Annotated in this window: 15 protein-coding genes; 5 read left to right on the top strand and 10 right to left on the bottom strand. The window is 74.1% G+C overall.

Annotated elements, in window-relative coordinates; genetic code table 11:
* Positions 1 to 42 precede the first annotated feature (42 nt).
* Entirely contained in the window at positions 43 to 2,979 is a 2,937-nt protein-coding gene (locus ACFYYW_RS22925; protein WP_387651237.1) for an FAD-binding and (Fe-S)-binding domain-containing protein, read from the top strand.
* Positions 2,980 to 3,034: 55 nt separating this feature from the next.
* Here the strand turns inward: ACFYYW_RS22925 and ACFYYW_RS22920 are convergent, their stop codons facing one another.
* Genes ACFYYW_RS22920 through ACFYYW_RS22910 form a run of 3 tightly spaced genes read right to left on the bottom strand, consistent with a single transcriptional unit; the run spans position 3,035 to position 7,608 of the window.
* Positions 3,035 to 5,167: an ATP-dependent RecD-like DNA helicase gene (locus tag ACFYYW_RS22920; protein WP_387651234.1), complete on the bottom strand. Its 2,133-nt coding sequence runs from the start codon at positions 5,165 to 5,167 to the stop codon at positions 3,035 to 3,037.
* A 34-nt stretch (positions 5,168 to 5,201) separates the two neighbouring features.
* Positions 5,202 to 6,458, bottom strand: coding sequence for an erythromycin esterase family protein (locus ACFYYW_RS22915; protein WP_387651232.1), 1,257 nt, complete (start codon positions 6,456 to 6,458; stop codon positions 5,202 to 5,204).
* On the bottom strand, positions 6,451 to 7,608 hold the full coding sequence (locus ACFYYW_RS22910; RefSeq protein WP_387651229.1) for an acetate/propionate family kinase: 1,158 nt from the start codon (positions 7,606 to 7,608) through the stop codon (positions 6,451 to 6,453). Before ACFYYW_RS22910 ends, ACFYYW_RS22915 begins: the two co-directional genes overlap by 8 nt.
* A gap of 133 nt (positions 7,609 to 7,741) precedes the next feature.
* Here ACFYYW_RS22910 and ACFYYW_RS22905 point away from each other — a divergent pair, with 133 nt between their 5' ends.
* The 4 genes from ACFYYW_RS22905 to ACFYYW_RS22890 all read left to right on the top strand — a co-directional run bounded on the left by ACFYYW_RS22905 (position 7,742) and on the right by ACFYYW_RS22890 (position 11,780).
* On the top strand, positions 7,742 to 8,230 hold the full coding sequence (locus ACFYYW_RS22905) for a 2Fe-2S iron-sulfur cluster-binding protein (protein ID WP_352327550.1): 489 nt from the start codon (positions 7,742 to 7,744) through the stop codon (positions 8,228 to 8,230).
* Entirely contained in the window at positions 8,227 to 9,198 is a 972-nt protein-coding gene (locus ACFYYW_RS22900; RefSeq protein ID WP_387651226.1) for an FAD binding domain-containing protein, read from the top strand. The genes ACFYYW_RS22905 and ACFYYW_RS22900 overlap by 4 nt, the downstream gene beginning before the upstream one ends.
* Entirely contained in the window at positions 9,195 to 11,216 is a 2,022-nt protein-coding gene (locus ACFYYW_RS22895; RefSeq protein WP_387651224.1) for a xanthine dehydrogenase family protein molybdopterin-binding subunit, read from the top strand. The genes ACFYYW_RS22900 and ACFYYW_RS22895 overlap by 4 nt, the downstream gene beginning before the upstream one ends.
* A 66-nt stretch (positions 11,217 to 11,282) precedes the next feature.
* Positions 11,283 to 11,780: a DUF6328 family protein gene (locus tag ACFYYW_RS22890; RefSeq protein WP_352327547.1), complete on the top strand. Its 498-nt coding sequence runs from the start codon at positions 11,283 to 11,285 to the stop codon at positions 11,778 to 11,780.
* Here the strand turns inward: ACFYYW_RS22890 and ACFYYW_RS22885 are convergent.
* The 7 genes from ACFYYW_RS22885 to ACFYYW_RS22855 form a co-directional block, all read right to left on the bottom strand.
* Positions 11,732 to 12,058: a cation:proton antiporter gene (locus ACFYYW_RS22885; RefSeq protein WP_387651221.1), complete on the bottom strand. Its 327-nt coding sequence runs from the start codon at positions 12,056 to 12,058 to the stop codon at positions 11,732 to 11,734. The two genes, ACFYYW_RS22890 and ACFYYW_RS22885, sit on opposite strands and share 49 nt — an antisense overlap.
* Positions 12,059 to 12,063: 5 nt before the next feature.
* Positions 12,064 to 12,324, bottom strand: a complete 261-nt coding sequence (locus tag ACFYYW_RS22880; protein WP_352351365.1) for a monovalent cation/H+ antiporter complex subunit F — start codon at positions 12,322 to 12,324, stop codon at positions 12,064 to 12,066.
* Positions 12,321 to 12,863, bottom strand: coding sequence for a Na+/H+ antiporter subunit E (locus tag ACFYYW_RS22875; protein WP_387651218.1), 543 nt, complete (start codon positions 12,861 to 12,863; stop codon positions 12,321 to 12,323). The genes ACFYYW_RS22880 and ACFYYW_RS22875 overlap by 4 nt, the downstream gene beginning before the upstream one ends.
* Entirely contained in the window at positions 12,860 to 14,428 is a 1,569-nt protein-coding gene (locus tag ACFYYW_RS22870; RefSeq protein WP_387651216.1) for a Na+/H+ antiporter subunit D, read from the bottom strand. Before ACFYYW_RS22870 ends, ACFYYW_RS22875 begins: the two co-directional genes overlap by 4 nt.
* A 21-nt stretch (positions 14,429 to 14,449) precedes the next feature.
* Positions 14,450 to 15,280, bottom strand: coding sequence for a Na(+)/H(+) antiporter subunit C (locus tag ACFYYW_RS22865; RefSeq protein ID WP_364417087.1), 831 nt, complete (start codon positions 15,278 to 15,280; stop codon positions 14,450 to 14,452).
* The gene (locus ACFYYW_RS22860; protein ID WP_387651213.1) at positions 15,277 to 18,048 is read right to left on the bottom strand and encodes a Na+/H+ antiporter subunit A; all 2,772 of its coding nucleotides are present in this window, start codon (positions 18,046 to 18,048) and stop codon (positions 15,277 to 15,279) included. Before ACFYYW_RS22860 ends, ACFYYW_RS22865 begins: the two co-directional genes overlap by 4 nt.
* A 144-nt stretch (positions 18,049 to 18,192) precedes the next feature.
* Complete coding sequence (locus tag ACFYYW_RS22855; RefSeq protein WP_387651211.1) at positions 18,193 to 19,596, bottom strand: alpha/beta hydrolase; 1,404 nt, start codon at positions 19,594 to 19,596, stop codon at positions 18,193 to 18,195.
* Positions 19,597 to 19,603: the final 7 nt, after the last annotated feature.

Below are 19,603 nucleotides of genomic sequence, written 5' to 3'. Positions count from 1 at the left end.
GCCGTTGGGCGGCCCGTGAGCCGGCCCGGGTAAGGGCCCGGCATGAAGAGCCTGGTCAACACGCCCGTCACGCGCACGCCGACGTCCCGTGAGATCGACGTCGAGACGCTGAGCCGCCGCCTGGCCGCGGCCGTGGACGGCGAGGTGCGCTTCGACCTGGGCAGCCGCGCCGCCTACGCGCGTGACGCCTCCAACTACCGGCAGGTCCCGATCGGCGTCGTCGTGCCGTACGACCTGGACGCCGGGGTGGCGGCGGTGGCCGTGTGCCGGTCCGGGGACGTGCCCGTGCTCTCCCGCGGCGGCGGCACCAGCCTGGCCGGGCAGTGCTGCAACGCGGCGGTGGTGATCGACTGGTCCAAGCACTGCGGCGCGGTCGAGTCCGTGGACGTTGCGGGCCGCCGGGTCGTCGTCCAGGCGGGTGCCGTGCTCGACCAGGTGGACCACGAGCTGGCCCGGTACGGGCTGATGGTGGGGCCCCGGCCGTCCAGCCATCGGGCCTGCACGATCGGCGGCATGATCGGCAACAACTCGTGCGGGGCCTCGGCGCAGGCGTACGGGAAGATGTCGCAGTCGGTGCTCCGGCTGGAGATCCTCACCTACGACGGCGTGCGCGCCTGGGTCGGGCCGACCGGCGACGCCGAGTACGACCGCATCCAGGCCCAGGGCGGCCGCCTGGCCGAGATCTACCGCCAGGTGCGCGAGCTGCGCGACGAGACCATGGAACTGGTCCGCACCCGCTACCCCAGGCTGGAACGCCGCATCTCCGGCTACAACCTCGACCAGCTCCTGCCCGAGAACGGCTTCGACCTGGCCCGCGCCCTGACCGGCAGCGAGGGCACGCTGGTGACCGTGCTGCGCGCCGAGTTGCGCGTCGTGCCGTCCCCGCCCGCCAGGGCGCTGGCCGTGCTCGGCTTCGAGGACGTCTTCACCGCCGCCGACGCCGTCCCGGCCGTGGCCCGGCACGCGCCGATCGCGCTGGAGGCCATGGACGAGACCATGTACCGGCTGGCCAAGCGGGAGCACCCCGGCGACCCGGCGCTCCAGGACCTGCCCGAGGGCGGCGGCTGGCTGCTGGTGCAGTTCGGCGGCGACACGCCCGAGCAGGCGCGCGAGCAGGCCGAGACGATGATGCGCGACGTGGGGGAGCGGGCCGGGACGCCCACCCCCACGCACGCCTTCCTCGGCGACCCGGCCAGGGAGGACCGGCTGTGGCGGTGGCGGGAGTCGGGGCTCGGCGTGGAGGCGTACCCGCCGACCGGCCGCCAGACGTACGAGGGCTGGTCGGACGCGGCCGTGCCGCCCGAGCGGCTGGGCGCCTACCTGCGGGACTACGAGCGGCTGCTGCGCGCGCACGACTACCAGGACTCCGCCCTGTACGGCCACTTCGGCCAGGGCTGCGTGCACGGCCGGCTGCCGCTCGACCTGCACACCGACGACGGCATCGCCCGCTACCGCGCCTTCGCCAGGGAGGCCGCCGAGCTGGTCGCCTCCTACGGCGGCTCGTTGTCCGGCGAGCACGGCGACGGCCAGGCGCTGGCCGAGCTGCTGCCCGTCATGTTCGGCCAGGAGGTCGTGGAGGTGTTCGGCCGCTTCAAGGCCATCTTCGACCCGCGCGACCGGATGAACCCCGGCAAGGTCGTCCACCCCCGCCATCTCGACCAGAACCTGGCCCAGCACCGCTTCTACCCGCAGGAGCCGCGCCAGACGTTCTTCCAGTACCCCCACGACCACGGGCGTTTCGGGCACGCCGCCACCCGCTGCGTCGGCACCGGCACCTGCCGCAAGCACACCTTCGAGGGCGGCGTCATGTGCCCCAGCTACCGGGTGACCCGCGAGGAGGAGCACTCCACGCGGGGGCGCGCCCGGCTGCTGGAGGAGATGGTGCGCGGCGACGTCATCACCGACGGCTGGCGTTCGGCCGCCGTGCGGGACGCACTCGACCTGTGCCTGTCGTGCAAGGGCTGCCGCTCCGAATGCCCGGTGAACGTGGACATGGCCACCTACAAGGCCGAGTTCCTCGCCCACCACTACCGGCGCCGCGTCCGGCCGCGCGCCCACTACTCGATGGGCTGGCTGCCGGTGTGGGCCGCGCTCGCCTCGGCCGCGCCCGGCCTGGTCAACGCGGTCAACTCGGCGCCCGGGCTGTCGCGGCTGGTCAAGGCCGTCGCGGGGATCACGCCGGAGCGCGAGCTGCCGAGGTTCGCCCGGCAGCGGTTCACCGACTGGTTCAGGCGGCGTCCGCGCGGCGGGCCGGGCACGCGGGGGCGGGTGGTGTTGTGGGCCGACACGTTCACCGACCACTTCGACCCGCACATCGGGCGGGCCGCCGTGGACGTGCTGGAGGCGGCCGGGTTCGAGGTCGTGGTGCCGCCGGTGACGCTGTGCTGCGGGCTGACCTGGATCAGCACCGGGCAGCTCGGGGTGGCCCGGCGGGTGCTGGCCCGGACGGTGAGGGCGCTCGCCCCCTGGGCCGAGGCCGGGGTGCCGGTGGTCGGCCTGGAGCCGAGCTGCGCCGCCGTGTTCCGCTCCGACGGGCCCGAACTGCTCAACACGGCCGAGACGCGGCTGCTGGCGGAGCGGTTCCTGACGCTGGCCGAGCTGCTGGAGACGCGCGCCGCCGACTGGCGGCCGGCCACGACCGGCGGGCAGGCGATCGCGCAGGTGCACTGCCACCAGAGCGCGATCATGGGCTACGACGCCGACCGGGCCGTGCTCGACCGCTTCGGCATCCGGACCAGCGTGCTCGACACCGGCTGCTGCGGGCAGGCCGGCAACTTCGGGTTCGAGCGGGGACACCACGAGGTGGCGCAGGCCTGCGCCGAGCAGGGGCTCTGGCCGGCCGTACGGTCGGCGGGGCCGGGGGAGGAGCTGCTCGCCGACGGCTTCTCCTGCCGCACCCAGATCGCCGCCGCCGGCACCGGACGCCAGGGCCGCCACCTGGCCGAACTGCTCGCCACGGCCCTCATCCGCCAGGACTGACCCCGCCCCGGCCCCGACCGGGTACGGCCCGATCACGGGTCGGCCCGGGGCGGGGTCAGGCCGACAGGCTCTGGGCCAGGCGGCGGGGCAGGCCGGTGTTGCGCGGGCGGCCCACCCGGTGGACGGCCAGCTCCAGCGCCTCGCGCTGCCCCACCAGCACGACCCACGCCTTGGCCCGCGTCACCAGCGTGTACAGCAGCTTGCGCCGCAACATGACCCCACCCGCCTCGGCCACGATCGGCGCCACCACGAACGGGTACTCGCTGCCCTGCGAGCGGTGCACGCTGATCGCGTAGGCGTGGGTGAGGTCGTCGAGCTCGCCGAACCCGTACTGGACGGTCTCGCCGTCGTCGGTGCGGACCTCGATCACGCGGTCCTGCGGCAGCACGGCGGTGACCGTGGCGGTCTCGCCGTTGAAGACGCCCTTGTCGTAGTTGTTGCGGATGGGCATGACCCGGTCGCCCACCCGGAACACCGACGCCCCCGACCAGTGCTCGGGCTTGTCGTCGGCCGCCGGGTTGAGGCGGTCCTGCAGCAGCCGGCCCAGCGTGACCGCGCCCGTCTCGCCCTTGCGCATCGGGCACAGCACCTGCACCTGCTCGGGCGGCACGCCCTGCTTGCGCGGGATCGCCTCCATGGCCAGATGGGCCACCCGCTCGGCCACCCGCGCCGGATCGTCGAGCTCCTCGAACCAGAACCCGCCGCGCCCCGGCGTCGCCGGCACGCGGCCGGCCCGGATGAGGTGGGCGGCCTCGACGATGCCGCTGCCGGCCGCCTGGCGGAAGACGTGGGTGAGCCGCACCCGCGGGACGGCCTCCACGCGCAGCAGGTCGGCCAGCACGTCGCCGGCGCCGATGCTGGGCAGCTGGTCGCTGTCGCCGATGAGCAGCAGGTGGCTGCCCGGCTGGACGGCCGCCGTGAGCCGCGTGGCGAGATGGAGGTCGAGCATCGACGCCTCGTCGACCACGATCAGGTCGGCCTGCGCGGGCGCCTCCTCGAACAGCGTGGAGGGGTCGGGGTCGGGCTGGTGGGCGAGCATGCGGTGGATGGTCATCGCGGGCATGCCGGTCAGCTCCGACAGGCGTTTGGCGGCCTTGCCGGTGGGGGCCGTGAGCGTGACCGAGCCGCCCGACGCTTTGACCGTGGCGGCCACGGCCCTGACCGTGTGGCTCTTGCCGCAGCCGGGCCCGCCGGTGATGATCGAGACGGTGCAGGTCAGCGCCATGTTGACGGCCGCGCGCTGGTCGTCGTGGAGGGTCTCGTCCTCGCGGAAGGAACGCAGCGGCAGCGTGGAGCGGGCCCGCAGGAGCCGGGTGAGCTGCTCGGTGAGCTGCCGCTCGCGGGCGTGCACGTGTTTGGCGTAGGCCACCGCCCGCCCCGGCTGCTCGTCGTCGGCCTCGACCACCACCCGCCGCTCGGCCACCAGCGCGTCGATCATCGGCCCGACCGCCTCGGGGTCGAGCTCGATCAGCTCGGCCGCCCGCGCCACCAGATGGGGCACCGGCACGAAGCAGTGGCCGTCGCGGACCGCCGCCGACTCCAGCCGGTCGAGCAGCGCCGCCTTGATCCGCTGCGGGCTGCGCTCGGGCACCCCCCGCTGCAGCGCGATGCGGTCGGCGACGCGGAAGGCGATGCCCCTGACCCGGCCGATCAGCCGGTAGGGGTCGGTGGCCAGCACCTCCTCGGCCTCGCCGCCGAACACCTGGTGGATCTTGGCCGCGAGCAGCGGGCTGACGCCCAGCCCCTGCAACGTCACCATCAGCGCGGCGATGGCCTTCTGCTCCTGCCACGCCTGGACGATCTGCGCCTGCCGCAGCGGCCCGATGTTGACGACCTCGGTCAGCCGCCCCGGCTCGGCGTCGATGACCTTGAGCGTGTCCTCGCCGAAGTGGTCGACGATCGCGTACGCCAGCCGCGGCCCGATGCCGCGGATCAGCCCCGACCCCAGGTAGACGCGGATCGCCCGGACCGTGGCGGGCACCACCCGCTCGCACCCGGACACCGCGAACCGCCTGCCGTGGCGCGCGTGGTGGCTCCAGTCGCCGGTCAGCCGGAGCGTCTCGCCCGGCTGCGCGCCCGACAGCGCCCGGCCGGTGGCCACGAAGTCGGGCACGCCCTCGGCGCTCATGCGCGCGACGGTGTATTCGTCGTCCCTGACGTAGACGAGCTGCTCGACCGAGGCCTCCACAGCAGCGATCAAACCATCCGCCACCGACAGTCCGTCACATGGCGCTGGGATAGGTCTCCGGCTCGACGTCGTCCCACGGCTCGGCGTGCAGCGGGTGCAGGGCCTCGGTCACGTCCAGCCAGATGAAGGCGTCGTAGCGGTCGCCGAGCGCGGTGGGCACGTAGTTGCCCCACTTCTCGCGCTCGGGCCGGTAGACGACGCCGATCGCGCGGTGGTCCAGCGACTGGTCGAACCAGCGCGGACGGGGCCGCGGGGGCGTCACGAACAGGGCGCGCTCGCCGCCGAGCGCGTCGTGCAGCAGCGCCTCCAGCGATCCGGGCCGGGCCGGCGGGACGGGCATGACGTGCGCCCGCGTGCCCCAGCTCGCCCCGGCCACCACCGTCCCCCGGTAGCCGCCGAAGCCGACCAGGACGACGTCCTCGCCGTGCCGCTCGCGGGCCAACTGGCCGAGGTTGGTCATGCCGGCGGCGGCCATGTCGGTGGCGCGGGCGTCGCCGACGTGCGTGTTGTGCGCCCACACCACGCCCTTGGTCCCGTAGAAGGCGGTCAGCCGGTCCAGGGTGTCGGCCATGTGCACGTCCCTGACGTTCCACGAATCGGGGCCGCCGCCGACCATGGTCCGGTAGTAGTTCTCGGCCCCGGCCACGACCTCGGCGTTCTGCCGGGCCTCGAAGCCGTTCTCGTCGGCGGGCGCGGCCGCCACGACCGCCCTGAGCAGCTCCACGACCTCGTTCTCGCAGGAGTCGGGGACCAGGCGGGTCTCCAGGCCGTAGCGCTGCGGGTCGTGGCCGTAGGACTCGAAGCAGTACAGGGCCTCCATCACCGTGTCGAGCTGGCCGGGCAGGTGGTCGGCGGCGTAGCGGCGCACGGCGCGCAGGGACTCCCAGAGGCTGTAGACGTCGAGGCCGTGGAAGCCGACGCGCTCCTGCGGCGGCAGGGCCGCGTTCCAGCGGCGCAGCCAGCGGCAGAACTCGGCGACCTCCTCGTTGGCCCACATGAACGCGGGCCAGCGCTGGTAGGCGTACAGGGCGTCGAAGGGGTCCTCGCCGTCGCGGGTGACCGCGCGGTGGACGCGCTCGCAGTCGGGCCAGTCGCCCTCGACGGCGACGAACCCGAAGCCCTTCTCGGCGATCAGGCGGCGGGTGAGCGCGGCCCGCCAGGTGTAGAAGTCGTGGGTGCCGTGACTGGCCTCGCCGATCAGCACGAGACCGGCCTCGCCGACGCGGTCGAGCAGCGGGTCGAGGTCCTGTTCGCCCGACAGCCGCAGCGCCGAGCGGGTGACGTCATCCATAGCCGTCCTCCTCTGCCGGCCGGAAGACGCCCAGGCATTCGCGGGCGAGCTGGAGCTCCTCGCGCACCTGGACGACCAGGACGGGCACGGCGGCGCCCGGCCCGCTGACCGGGCCGTCGTCGTGCCGGTTGCCGGACTCGGGCGGCTCGACGCCGAGCAGCCCGAGCCGGCGGCAGACCGCCTCGCGCACCTCGGGCTGGTCCCAGCCGATCTCGCCGGTGAACACCAGCGCGTCGATCCTGGACAGCGACGTGGCGGCGGCGGCGATCTCCCGGCTCACCCGGTGGCAGAACACCTCCAGGGCCAGGGCGGCCTCGGCGTCGCCGGCGCGTTCGGCCTCGACCAGCTCGCGGGTGTCGCCCGAGCGGCCGCCGGACAGCCCGAGCAGCCCGGACCGGCGTTGCAGGCCCTCGCCCAGTTCCTCGGCCGACAGGTGGCCCTGCGACAGCAGCCACATCAGCATCCCGGGATCGACGCTGCCCGAGCGCTTGCTCATCGGGACGCCGTCCAGCGGGGTGAACCCCATCGAGGTGTCCACGCTGCGCCCGCCCGACACCGCGCACACCGACGAGCCGCCGCCCAGGTGGGTCAGCACCAGCTCCAGGTCGGCGAGCGGCCGGCCGAGCAGCTCGGCCACCCGGTCGGCGGTCCAGGCGTAGGACAGGCCGTGGAAGCCGTAGCGGCGCAGGCCGTACCGGTCGCGCCACTCGCGCGGCAGGGCGTAGACCGCGGCGGCGTCGGGCAGGCCGGCGTGGAAGGCCGTGTCGGGGCAGAGCACGTGCGGCACGGCGGGAAGCTGCTCGCGGGCCGCCTCCAGCAGCGCCAGCGCGGGCGGCAGGTGCAGCGGCGCCAGGCTCACGACGCCGCGCAGCGCCTCGACGGTCTCGTCGTCGGCGACCGTGGGCGCGCGGACGACGTCGCCGCCGTGCACCAGCCGGTGCGCCACCGCGCGGATGTCGCGGTCGAAGTGGCCGCCCAGGAACGCCGCCAGCTCCTCGCGCGCCGAGCCGGGGTCGGCGGCCCGCTCGGCGTGCGCGCTGTCCAGCACGCAGCCGCCCTGCACCAGGTCGAGGCGCAGGCTCGACGAGCCCGCGTTGACGGTGAGCACCGCCTCGGACTCCGCCACCTGCTCGTCGAACGCTCGCCCCATGCACCCCTCCGCGGCCCGACTCCTCTCCCCGGCTACCCGCCGCCCGCGGCCCGACACCTGGACTCCGTCACCTTTACCCCGAGATGTCCGAGCCCGTGGTTGCCCCCGGCGGTGGCCGGGTAGGCGTGCGCCTATGGACATCACCCTGCAGGTGAACGGCGTGCCGCACACCGTGGCCGTCGACCCCAGGATCTCCTTGCTCGACCTGCTGCGCGAACGGCTCGGCCTGACCGGCTCCAAGAAGGGCTGCGACCACGGCCAGTGCGGCGCGTGCACGGTGCTCATCGACGGCCGCCGGGCCAACTCCTGCCTGGCGCTGGCCGTGGCGGTGGACGGCAGCGAGATCGTCACCGTCGAGGGGCTGGCCGCGGGCGAGCAGTTGCATCCGCTGCAGGCCGCGTTCATCGAGCACGACGCCTTCCAGTGCGGCTACTGCACGCCCGGCCAGCTCTGCTCGGCGGTCGGCATGCTGGGCGAGCCCGGGCCGAGCGCCGTCACCGCCGACCTCCTCCTCGACCCGGACCTGACGCCCGAGGAGATCAGGGAACGCATGAGCGGCAACCTGTGCCGGTGCGGCGCCTATCCCGGCATCGTGGCCGCGATCGGCGAGGTGGCCCGGTGAAGCCGTTCGACTACGTCCGCGCCCAGAGCCCGTCGGACGCGGTCGGCCGGTACGGCCCCGGCACGATGTACCTGGGCGGCGGCACCAACCTGGTCGACCTCATGCGCCTCGGCGTGGCCGCCCCCGACCACCTGGTGGACGTCAGCCGCCTGCCGCTGGACGCCGTCGAGCCCGTACGCGACCGGCTGCGGATCGGCGCGGCGGTGCGCAACAGCGACCTGGCGGCCGACCCGCTCGTCCGCGCCCGCTACCCGATGCTCGCCAGGGCCGTGCTGACCGGCGCGTCCGGCCAGGTCAGGAACATGGCCACGGTGGCCGGCAACCTGCTGCAACGCACCCGCTGCCCCTACTTCCAGGACGTCACCAGGCCGTGCAACAAGCGCGAGCCCGGCACCGGCTGCCCCGCGATCGCGGGCGACCACAGCAACCTGGCCGTGCTCGGCGCCTCCGACGCCTGCGTGGCCACCCACCCCTCGGACATGGCCGTGGCGCTGGCCGCGCTCGACGCCGAGGTGCACGTCACCGGCCCGGCCGGCGACCGGATCATCCCCATGCCCGGCCTGCACCGCCTGCCCGGCGACGAGCCCGAGCGCGACACCGTGCTCGAACCCGGCATGCTGATCACCGCCGTCGAGCTGCCCGCGCCGCCGCCGGGCGCCTCCCTCTACCGCAAGGTGCGCGAGCGGGCCTCGTTCGCGTTCGCGCTGGTGTCCATCGCCGCCGTGCTCGACGTGCGCTGGGACGGCGTGGTGACCGGCTGCCGCATCGCGCTCGGCGGCGTGGCCCACGCGCCCTGGCGGGCCGAACGCGCCGAACGGGAGATCATCGGCGGCCCCGCCACGGGGGAGGCGTACCTGCGGGCCGCCGAGGCCGAGCTCGACCAGGCCCGCCCGCTGCCGCGCAACGCGTTCAAGCTGCCGCTGGCGCGCAACCTGATCGTCCGCACGCTGGAGGAGCTGACGCCGTGAACCGCATCGAGGGGCGCGTCAAGGTCACGGGGCTGGCCACGTACGCCGCCGAGTACCCGGTCGAGGACGTCGCCTACTGCTACCCGGTGCAGTCCACGGTCGCCAGGGGCCGGGTGACCGGGGTGGACGCCGGGCAGGCGCTGGCCATGCCGGGCGTGCTCGCCGTGCTGTCCGTCGCGGACCCGCCCGACCTGGCCGAGGACGCCGACCCCGAGCTGGCGCTGTTCCGCTCCCGGGACGTCGTCTACCGGGGCCAGCTCGTGGCCGCCGTCGTCGCCGGCACCTACGACCAGGCCCGCGCCGCCGCCGACGCCGTCCGCGTCGCCTATGAGCCGCAGGCCCACGACGTGCGGCTGCGCGCCGACCACCCGGACCTCTACCGGCCCGAGGTGGTCAACCCGAACCTGCCGCCCGACACCGGCAAGGGCGACGTGGAGGCCGGGCTGGCCGCCGCCGCGTCGGCCGTGGACGTGACGTACACGACGCCGCCCCTGCACAACAACGCGATGGAGCCGCACGCCGCGGTGGCCGTGTGGGCCGACGACGGCCGGCTGCTGGTCTACGACTCGACCCAGGGCGCCAGCGGCGACCGGGACAGCATCGCCAAGACCCTCGGCCTGCCCGCCGAGCAGGTGCGCGTGGTGTCCAGGCACGTCGGCGGCGGCTTCGGCTCCAAGGGCACCACCAGGCCGAACGCCGTGCTCGCCGCCCTGGCCGCGCGGGCCGCCGGGCGTCCGGTCAAGGTGGTCTTCACCCGGCAGCAGATGTTCGACCTCACCGGCTACCGCACCCCCACCGTCCAGCGGCTGCGGCTCGGCGCGGACGCCGAGGGCCGGCTCACCGCGGTCGAGCACACGGCGTACGTGCAGTCCAGCAGGCTCGTCGAGTTCGCCGAGCAGGCCGCCACCCCGGCCCGCGTCATGTACGCCACGCCCGCGCTGCGCACCGCGCACCGGCTCGTCCGCCTCGACGTCGCCACCCCGTCCTGGATGCGCGCCCCCGGCGAGTGCCCCGGCATGTACGCCCTGGAGTCGGCGATGGACGAGCTGGCCGAGGCGGCCGGGATCGACCCCGTCGAGCTGCGCATCCGCAACGAGCCCACGACCGAGCCGGACGGCGGGCTGCCGTTCAGCTCGCGCAGCCTGGTGACCTGCCTGCGCGAGGGCGCCCGCCGCTTCGGCTGGGACCGCCGCGACCCGGCGCCCGGCGTCAGGCGCGAGGGGGAGTGGCTGGTCGGCACCGGCGTGGCCGCCTCCACCTACCCGGCCAGGCGCGGCCCGTCGCAGGCCACCGCGACCGTGCGCGACGGCGACTTCGTCATCCGGGTGGCCGCCGCGGACATCGGCACCGGCGCCCGGACCGTGCTCACCAGGATCGCGGCCGACTGCCTCGGCGTCGCCCCCGGCCGGGTGCACGTCGAGCTCGGCGACAGCGACCTGCCCACCGCCCCCGTCGCGGGCGGCTCGATGGGCACGGCGTCGTGGGGCTCGGCCGTCGTACGGGCCTGCGAGGCGCTGCGGGCCGACGGCGGCGAGGGGTCCGCCGACACCACCGAGGAGGTCAAGGCCGACGAGGAGCTGGCCAGGCACGCCTTCGGCGCCCAGTTCGCCGAGGTCAGGGTCAGCTCCGTGACGGGCGAGATCCGCCTGTCGCGCCTGCTCGGCGTGTTCGCCGCCGGCCGCATCCTGGACGCCAGGCTGGCCAGGTCGCAGTTCGTCGGCGGCATGACCATGGGCGTGGGGATGGCGCTGATGGAGGAGACGCTGACCGACGACGAGTTCGGCGGCTTCCTGCGCCGCGACCTGGCCCAGTACCACGTGCCGGCCTGCGCCGACGTGCCGGCGATCGAGGCCGTCTGGATCGACGAGCAGGACGGCCTGCTCAACCCGATGGGCTCCAAGGGCATCGGCGAGATCGGCATCGTGGGCGCCGCCGCCGCGATCGGCAACGCCGTTCACCACGCCACCGGCCGGCGGGTGCGCGACCTGCCCATCACCCCCGCCAAGATCCTCGCCTGAACTCGACCATTCATGTTTCGACCGGCCTCCGCCAAGGAAGAGGAGAACACCCGACAAGGAGGCCGAGTGAAGAACGAGTCGCACGAGGAACGCGCCGACCGCAACTTCGTCGAACTGCTGCAGGGCGCCCGCGTCGCGGTGACCGGCGTGCAGGTGCTGTTCGCGTTCCTGCTGACCGTCCCCTTCTCGCCCGGCTTCGTCAAGCTGGACCAGACCGACCGCTGGCTCTACTTCGCCGCGCTGGTCAGCGCCGCCGTCGCGTCGATCTGCTACATCGCGCCGACCGCCCAGCACCGCGTGCTGTTCCGGCAGGGCCACAAGGAGAGGCTGGTACGCCGGTCCAACACCTACGGCCTGTTAGGAGCGCTCGCCCTGGTGGTGTCGATGACCACGGCCACCATGCTGGTGATCGACTACCTGTTCCACTCCACCCTGGCCTGGGTCACCGCCGGCATCCTGGCCGGGCTGGCCGCCTGGACCTGGTTCGGCCAGCCCGCCCTCGACCGCAGGGGCGATCAGTCCTCCTCCGAGGGCGGCATCTCGGTCTCGTCCCGCGACGACTGACGCGAGTAGGCCGCCCGCCCCACCATGTACGCCGCCACCGACACGGTGATCACCTGCGAGGCCCCCACGATCAGCAGCGGCCCGGCGTTCCACCAGGTGGGCCGGTGCAGCCACATCGCGGCCAGCACCAGCAGCACGCCGAGCACCTGCGGCTTGGTGCCGGCGTGCATGCGGTCGAGCGTCGTGCGGAAGCGCACCAGCCCGGCGCCCGCCGACAACGCCAGCACGGCCCCCAGCACCAGGCAGACCGCCGCCCCGACCTCCATCACGCCGTCCATGACGCTCACCCCGACCGCCCCGGGAAGAACCGGGCCAGCGACACCGACCCCACGAACCCCAGCAACGACAGCACCTGGAGCACCGGCAGGTCGGAGTAGTCGTCCCTGACCACCGCGAACAGCCCCACCGCGCACATCGCCAGCGACGTCAGCACGTCGAGGGCGACCGCGCGGTCCAGCATCGACGGCCCGCGCCCCACCCGCCACAACGCGGCCGCCGCCCCGCCGCCGAGCAGCGCGATCGTCACCAGGTACACCGCGCTCACCGCAGCTCCTCCCGGTCGGCGCGGGTGCCGAACGCGGCCACGATGCGCGACTCCAGCGCGGCCAGGTCCCTGCGGACCGCGTCCGGGACGCCCTCGCCGGCCAGCCCCAGCACGTGCAGCATCAGCTCTCTCCTGTCCATGTACGCCTCCACCACCAGGCTCCCCGGCATCGTGGACAGCGCCACCATGATCATCACGGTCATCGACTCCGACGACGTGCGCAGCCGCACCAGGACCAGCTGCGTGGGCGGCTCGCCGGGCCGCACCACCCACGCCACCACCCGCACGGTCGAGAGCAGCATGTCCCACCCGAACCACAGCAGGAACCGCGCCAGCGGCAGCGGCCGCACCCTGATCCCCGGGTCCAGGACGGGCAGCGGCAGCAGCCACGTCACCACCAGCGCGGTCGCCAGCCCGCCCAGCACGTTCCCCGCCGACAACTCGCCCCACAGCGTCACCCACACCAGCGTCAGCCACGCCACCAGCGGCAGCGGCACCCGCCGGCCGAACAGCCGCGGCGCGAGCAGCCCGGCGCTCACCGCCGCGTCCCCAGCACCGCGGTGATGTACGTCTGCCGCTCGCTCAGCTCCGTGGCCACCCGCTGCGTCAGCGCCGCCAGCGGCCCGGCCAGCACCGTGAACGACAACCCCAGCGCCACCAGCGCCGCCGTCGCGCCCAGCAGCACGGGCGGCAGCGCCGTCGTCGTCACCACCGGCTCCTCACCCGTCGCCTCCTCGCTCTCCATCACCTGGCCCAGCCGCTCCTCGCGCGGCGCCCGCCAGAACGCCTTGCCCCACGTCTTCGCGATCGCGTACAGCGTCAGCAGGCTGGTGAGCAGCCCGCCCGCCACCAGCACGAGCGCCGCCGGGCCGCCCTGGTCCAGGCCCGCCTGCACCAGCAGCAGCTTGCCCAGGAACCCCGACATCGGCGGGATGCCCGACAGGTTCATCGCGGGCACGAAGAACAGCACGCCCAGCACCGGCGCGGTCCTCATCAGCCCGCCCAGCCGGTTGACCGACGTGGTGCCGGTGCGCCGCTCGATCAGCCCCGTCACCAGGAACAGGCTCGTCTGCACGGTGATGTGGTGGACGATGTAGAACACCGCGCCCGCCAGGCCCGCCACCGTCGACAGCGCCACCCCGAACACCATGTAGCCGATGTGGCTGACCAGCGTGAAGGACAACATGCGCTTGATGTCGGTCTGCGCCACCGCGCCCAGCACGCCGGCCAGCATCGTGGCCAGCGCCACCGCCATCAGCAGCGTGGAGACCGGCCCGCCGGGGAACAGCAGCGCCTCCAGCCGGATGATCGCGTACACGCCCACCTTCGTGAGCAGGCCGGCGAACACGGCCGTGGCCGGCGCGGGCGCGGTCGGGTAGGAGTCCGGCAGCCACGCCGACACCGGGAAGATCGCCGCCTTGATCGCGAACGCCAGCAGCAGCGTCAGCTCGACCAGCAGCTTGACCTGCGCGGGCAGCGTGCCGAAGCGCTCGGCGAGCTGCGCCATCGACAACGTGCCCGTCGCGCCGTAGGTCACCGCCAGCGCGATCAGGAACAACATCGACGACGCCAGCGCCATCAGCGTGTACGTGGCCCCCGCCCGCATCCTGGACTCGGTCCCGCCGAAGGTCAGCAGCACGTACGAGCCGCTCAGCAGCATCTCGAACGCGACGAACAGGTTGAACAGGTCACCGGACAGGAACGCGTCCGCCACGCCCGCCACCATGACCAGGAACGCCGGATGGAAGATCGCCATCGGCGCGTCGTGCTCGGCCTCGTCGTAGGCGTTGGCGATCGAGTACACCATCACGCAGAGCGTCACCGCCGACGACACCACCAGCACCAGCGTCGAGAGCCGGTCGGCCACCAGGCAGATCCCGACCGGCGAGGCCCAGCCGCCCAGCTCGGTCACCAGCGGGCCGTCCGTGTCGGCGTGCGCGAGCAGCAGCACCGACACCGCCAGCGAGATGCCCAGCGTGGTGAGGCTGATGGCCGACTGCAGGTGCCGCAGCCGCCCGCCGATCGCCAGCTTGATCCCGGCCGCCAGCAGCGGCAGCAGCACCGGCACGCACACCAGCCCGCGCAGCTCGACCAGGTCACCCACGGGGTCCGCCCCTGCCTGCCACTAGTCGTCGCCCTCCAGTTCGGGGTCGTTGGCCAGCGCCTGGCGGGCCCGCTCCGCGCGGATGGCCGAGCGCATCTGCCTGCGGGCGTCGCGCTGCCTGGCCTTGATCCGCTGGCGCAGCTCCCGCTCGCCGGCCGCCTGCTCGGCCCGCCGCCGGGTGTGCTCGCGGCGCAGCTCGTCGATGCGCTCGGCGTTGTCGCCGGCCGTGGCCTCCTCGCCCGGCAGGTCCCGCTGCCCGGCCTCCTCGAAGCCGCGTTGCAGCTCCTCCTCCGACAGCCCTTCGGCCATCCGGGTGCGCATCCACTCCTCCAGCTCGGTGTGCACGCGGGCGATCCGGCGTTCCAGGTCGGCCTCCTGCAGCCGCTCCCGCTCGGCCTGCTCGGCCTCCAGCCGGGCCAGCTCCGCCCGCTGCTCCACGACCAGCCGCCGGTAGGCGTCCTGCCGGGTGCGCAGGGCGTGGCTCAGCTCGCCGCGCCTGGCCCGCAGCCGCACGCGCCGATCCTCGGTGTCGTCCTGGACCTCGTCGCTGCCGGTGAGCTGCCACGACCGGTGCACCATGGCCAGCACGAACGCCGTCACGCCCAGGGTGATCACGATGGCGGTGAGCACCATCGCCTGCGGCAGCGGATCGGCCATGTCGGCCACCGGCGTGCTGCCCAGGATGGGCGGCCCGCCGGCGTTCCCGCCCGCGGTGACGATCAGCAGGTTCACGCCGTTGCCCAGCACGACGACCCCGGCCAGCACCCGCACCAGGCTCCGCTCCAGCAGCAGCGTCACGCCGGTCGTGATCATCACGCAGCAGCACAGGAACGGCGCCAGGGAGATCGTCACGAGCTCTCCTCCGCCTCGATCTGCCGGTCCAGCTCGGCGCCGAGGCCGCGCAGCACGTCCTGGACCATGCCGGTGACCGAGACGTACACGCCGAGGTCGAACAGCAGGCCCGTGGACACGTGCAGGCTGCCGACCAGCGGCAGGTGCACGTCGGCCGCCAGCATGTCCAGCGCCGCCCGCCCGAACAGCAGCCCGGCCAGCGCCGTGCCGGTCGACAGGGTCAGCCCGGCGCCCATCAGCACGCCCGCGTGCACCGGGACCGCCGCGGCCAGCTCGTACCGGCCGCCGGCCAGGTAGCGCACGGTGATCGCCAGCCCGGCCACGATGCCGCCGGCGAACCCGCCGCCGACCCCGCTGTGCCCGACGAACAGCAGGAACACCGAGAGCACGAGCACCGTGTGGAAGGTCAGCCGGGCCGCCACCTCGAAGGCCACGGCCCGCTGGCCGCGCGGCAGCGTCGAGGACAACCAGCGCGTGCGCTCGGCCGGCACCCAGCCGCGGTCGTCCCGCTCGATCTCGTACGTCCTGCGCCGCAGGAACACCAGGCTCGTCACGCCCAGCGTCAGCACGACCAGCACCGTGCTCTCGCCCAGCGTGTCCCAGGCCCGGATGTCCAGGATGATCGCGCTGACGATGTTGCGCGCCCCCGCCTCGCGCGCCGCGGCGGGCATCAGCGACCCGACGGCCCAGGTGCTGCGCGCGCCGGTGGCCAGCATGCCCGCCCCCGTCACCACCACGCCCACGGCCAGCCCGAGCCCGAACCGGAACAGCCGCGGCAGCCGGGCCCTGACCGGGGTCACCGGCAGCCGCCGCAGCACCAGGGCGAACACCACCAGGGCCAGCGTCTCGGCCAGGAACTGGGTCAGCGCCAGGTCGGGCGAGCCGTGCGCGAGGAACAGCAGCGCGGTGCCGTACCCGATGACGCCGACGACCACGGCCAGCAGGATGTAGGCGCGGGCGAACAGCGCCAGCGCCGCCGCCGCGGTGATCAGGACCGCCAGCACCGGCTGCTCCACGCGCTCCCAGGCGACGACCGGCACGTCCAGGTGCGGCACGCCGCCGTAGGCGACGGCGAACACGCCGACGCCGGTCGTGGCGGCCAGCGTGAGCAGCAGGTAGTCGGGCAGCGAACCGCGCTGGACGAAGCCGGTGGCCTGGACGGCGAACCGGTCCAGCCGGCGGACGAGCGACCAGAAGATCTGCGTCGAGTCCAGCACGTGCAGCGCCGCGCCCGCCCTGACCACCGGCTCCCTGGCCAGGAACAGCAGCACCCCGGCCGCCAGCGCCACCGCCGACAGCAGCAGCGCGGGGGACGGGCCGGCCCACATCGCCAGGTGCGTGGCGTGGCCGGGGTCGCGGAAGGTGCCGGTGTAGCCCGACATCGCGCCGCCGTACCAGGAGGCGAAGGGCGCCAGCGCCAGGCCGAGCACCGCCAGCAGCGCGGCGGGCGCGAACATGGCCGCCGCCGTCCGGTGCGCCGGCGTGGCCGGCACGCCCGGCTTGGCGGCGAAGGCCCCCCACAGGAACCGCAGCGTGTACGCCGCCGTCAGCGCCGACCCCGCCACCACCCCCGCCAGCACGAGCGGCCGGTCCAGCAGCGCCTCCAGCGCCGCCTCCTTGCCGGCGAACCCCCCGAACGGCGGCAGCCCCGCCATCGACGCCCCCGCCAGCACCGCGGCCGCGCACACCCACGGCATCGACCGGCCGACCCCGCTCAGCTCGCGCAGCTCACGGGTGCCGGTCGCGTGGTCGACGACGCCCACGACCAGGAACAGCGCGGCCTTGAACAACGCGTGCGCGGCCAGCATGCCCACCCCGGCCAGCGCCGCGCCCCGGGTGCCCACGCCGAACAGCGTGATCAGGAAACCGAGCTGACTGACCGTGCCGTAGGCCAGCAGCCGTTTCAGGTCCGTCTCGCGCAGCGCCCGCCAGCCGCCCAGCAGCATCGTCAGCACGCCGAGCGGCACCGCGACCGCCCGCCACAGCGGCACGTCCCCGAACGCCGGCCCGAGCCTGGCCACCAGGTACACCCCGGCCTTGACCATGGCCGCCGCGTGCAGGTACGCCGAGACCGGCGTCGGCGCCGCCATCGCGGCCGGCAGCCACGTGCTGAACGGGAAGATCGCCGACTTCGACAACGCCCCGGCCAGCACCAGCACCAGCCCGGCGGCCAGCGGGCCGGCCTGCGGCGGCCGGGCGACGACCCCCGACAGCGTGTACGTGCCCGCCGCCTGCCCGACCACCACGAACCCGGCCAGCATCGCCAGCCCGCCCAGCGTGGTCACCGTCAGCGCCTTCATCGCGGCCCGCCGGCTCGCCCGGCTCTCCGGGTGGTAGCCGATCAGCAGGTAGGAGAAGACGGTGGTCAGCTCCCAGAAGACGTACAGCAGGAGCAGGTTGTCGGCGGTGACCAGCCCGAGCATCGACCCGGCGAAGGCGGTCATCGCGCCGCCGTAGCGGCCCAGGCCGTCGTCGCCGGCCGGGAAGTAGCGCACGCTGTAGACCAGGACCAGCACGCCCACGCCGGTGACCAGCGCCATCATCAGCAGGGTCAGCGTGTCGGCCCGGAAGGACAGCTCCAGCCCGAGCGCGGGCGCCCAGCGGGTGTCCTCCCGCGCCGGCAGCCCCCGCACCCCCAGCCACACCGTGTACGCGAAACCGGCGCCGGGCGCCACGGCCAGCAGCAGGAAGGAGGCCCGTCCCATGCGCCGGGCCAGCCAGGGAGCGCAGACCGCCGCGAGCGCGTGCAGGACCAGCAGCGACTCCATGGGCTCCTCGGGCGGGAATTTCCGGCTACGTCCGCCCAATCTCTCCCGCCCGGTCGTGCCCGCCGCGCAGGCGCGGCCAGGGTTGACCCGAACGTCACCAGTCCCTCACCCGCCCATGAGCGGGTGAGGGACGGGCCTGCGCCGTCAGAGCCTCGCGCAGGCTCCCGGACGCGGCGCGCGAGCCGTGATCACGTACTGGTCGATCTGCCGGTCCAGGCAGGACGAGCCGCCCTTGTACGCCGTGTGCCCGTCGCCGTCGTGGGTCAGCAGCACGCCGTGCTCCAGCTGCCCGGCCAGCCGCCTGGCCAGCTCGTACGGCGTTGCCGGGTCACGCGTCGTGCCCACCACCACGATCGGCGGCGACCCGTGGGCGCGCACCTTCCTGGTGAACCCCTTGCCCTTGACCGGCCAGTACGCGCAGCGCTGCTCGGGATGGTCCAGGCAGTTGACGGCCGCCAGCGCCTCGCCGCTGTTGTCGTAGCTGCCGTCGGGACGGCGTCCGTGGTTGACGTCGGCCAGGGCGAGCATGGCCGTGCCGTCGCCCTTGAAGGCGAGGGTGAGCGCCTGGCGCAGGTAGGGCCAGCTGTCCTTGGCGTACATGGCCTGGTTGACGCCCGCCCGCAGGATGGCCTCGTTGACCTGCCTGCTGTCGCCGTCGTTGCGCAGCGGCGCCCGGTCGGCCCGCTGGTAGAGCGCCTCCAGCCGCCTGGTCGCGGCGGCGACGGTGTGCCGGGGGAACGGGCAGTTCCTGGCCCGGAAGCAGTCGCGCAGGAACGACTCGCGCGCCAGCCGGAACCCCCGCTCCTGCGCCGCGCCGAACTCGGCGAGCGTCTGGCCGGGGTCCTCGGCGCCGTCGAGCACCATGGCCCGGATCCGGGTGGGGAACAGGTCGGCGTAGCGGGCGCCCAGGTAGGTGCCGTAGGAGAAGCCGAAGTAGGTCAGGCGGGCCTCGCCCAGGGCGGCCCGCATCACGTCCAGGTCGCGGGCGACCTCGCCGGTGCCGACGTGCGCGAGCAGCTGCTTGCCGGAGTTGGCCGCGCAGCCCTGGGCGAAGATCTTCATCCACGCCTTGGCCCGCTTGACCTCGGCCGCGTTGTCGGGGGTGGGGTCGGCGGCGAAGTAGGCGTCCAGGCCGAGGGGGGACAGGCAGCGTACCGGGGCGGAGGCGCCCACGCCGCGCGGGTCGAAGCTGACCACGTCGAAGTGCTGCCGGACGGCGGCCGACATGACGGTCCTGTCGGCCTTCAAGATGGTCGTGCCGGCGCCGCCCGGACCGCCGAAGTTCAGCACGATCGAGCCGATCCGCCGGCCGGTCGCGGGCAGCCGGACCATGGCGATGCTGATCCGCCGGCCGCCGGGCCTCGCGTAGTCGAGCGGGACCGTCAATTTCGCGCACTGGAACCCGCTGCCGCACCCCGACCAGGCCAGGCGCTGACCGTAATAGGCGTTGAGCCTGCCGTTCGCGGCCGCCTCCGCGGCGCCGGACAGGCCGGCCGCGGCGATCAGAGCGGCGAGTACGGGGGAAAGAATCGTGATTAAACGTCGCATAATCAAA

Origin of the sequence: Nonomuraea sp. NPDC001831, assembly GCF_042892035.1 — a bacterium.
Taxonomy (GTDB): domain Bacteria; phylum Actinomycetota; class Actinomycetes; order Streptosporangiales; family Streptosporangiaceae; genus Nonomuraea.
The sequence above is the reverse complement of the archived record's forward strand: the minus strand, read 5'-3'. Positions and strand labels throughout refer to the sequence as shown.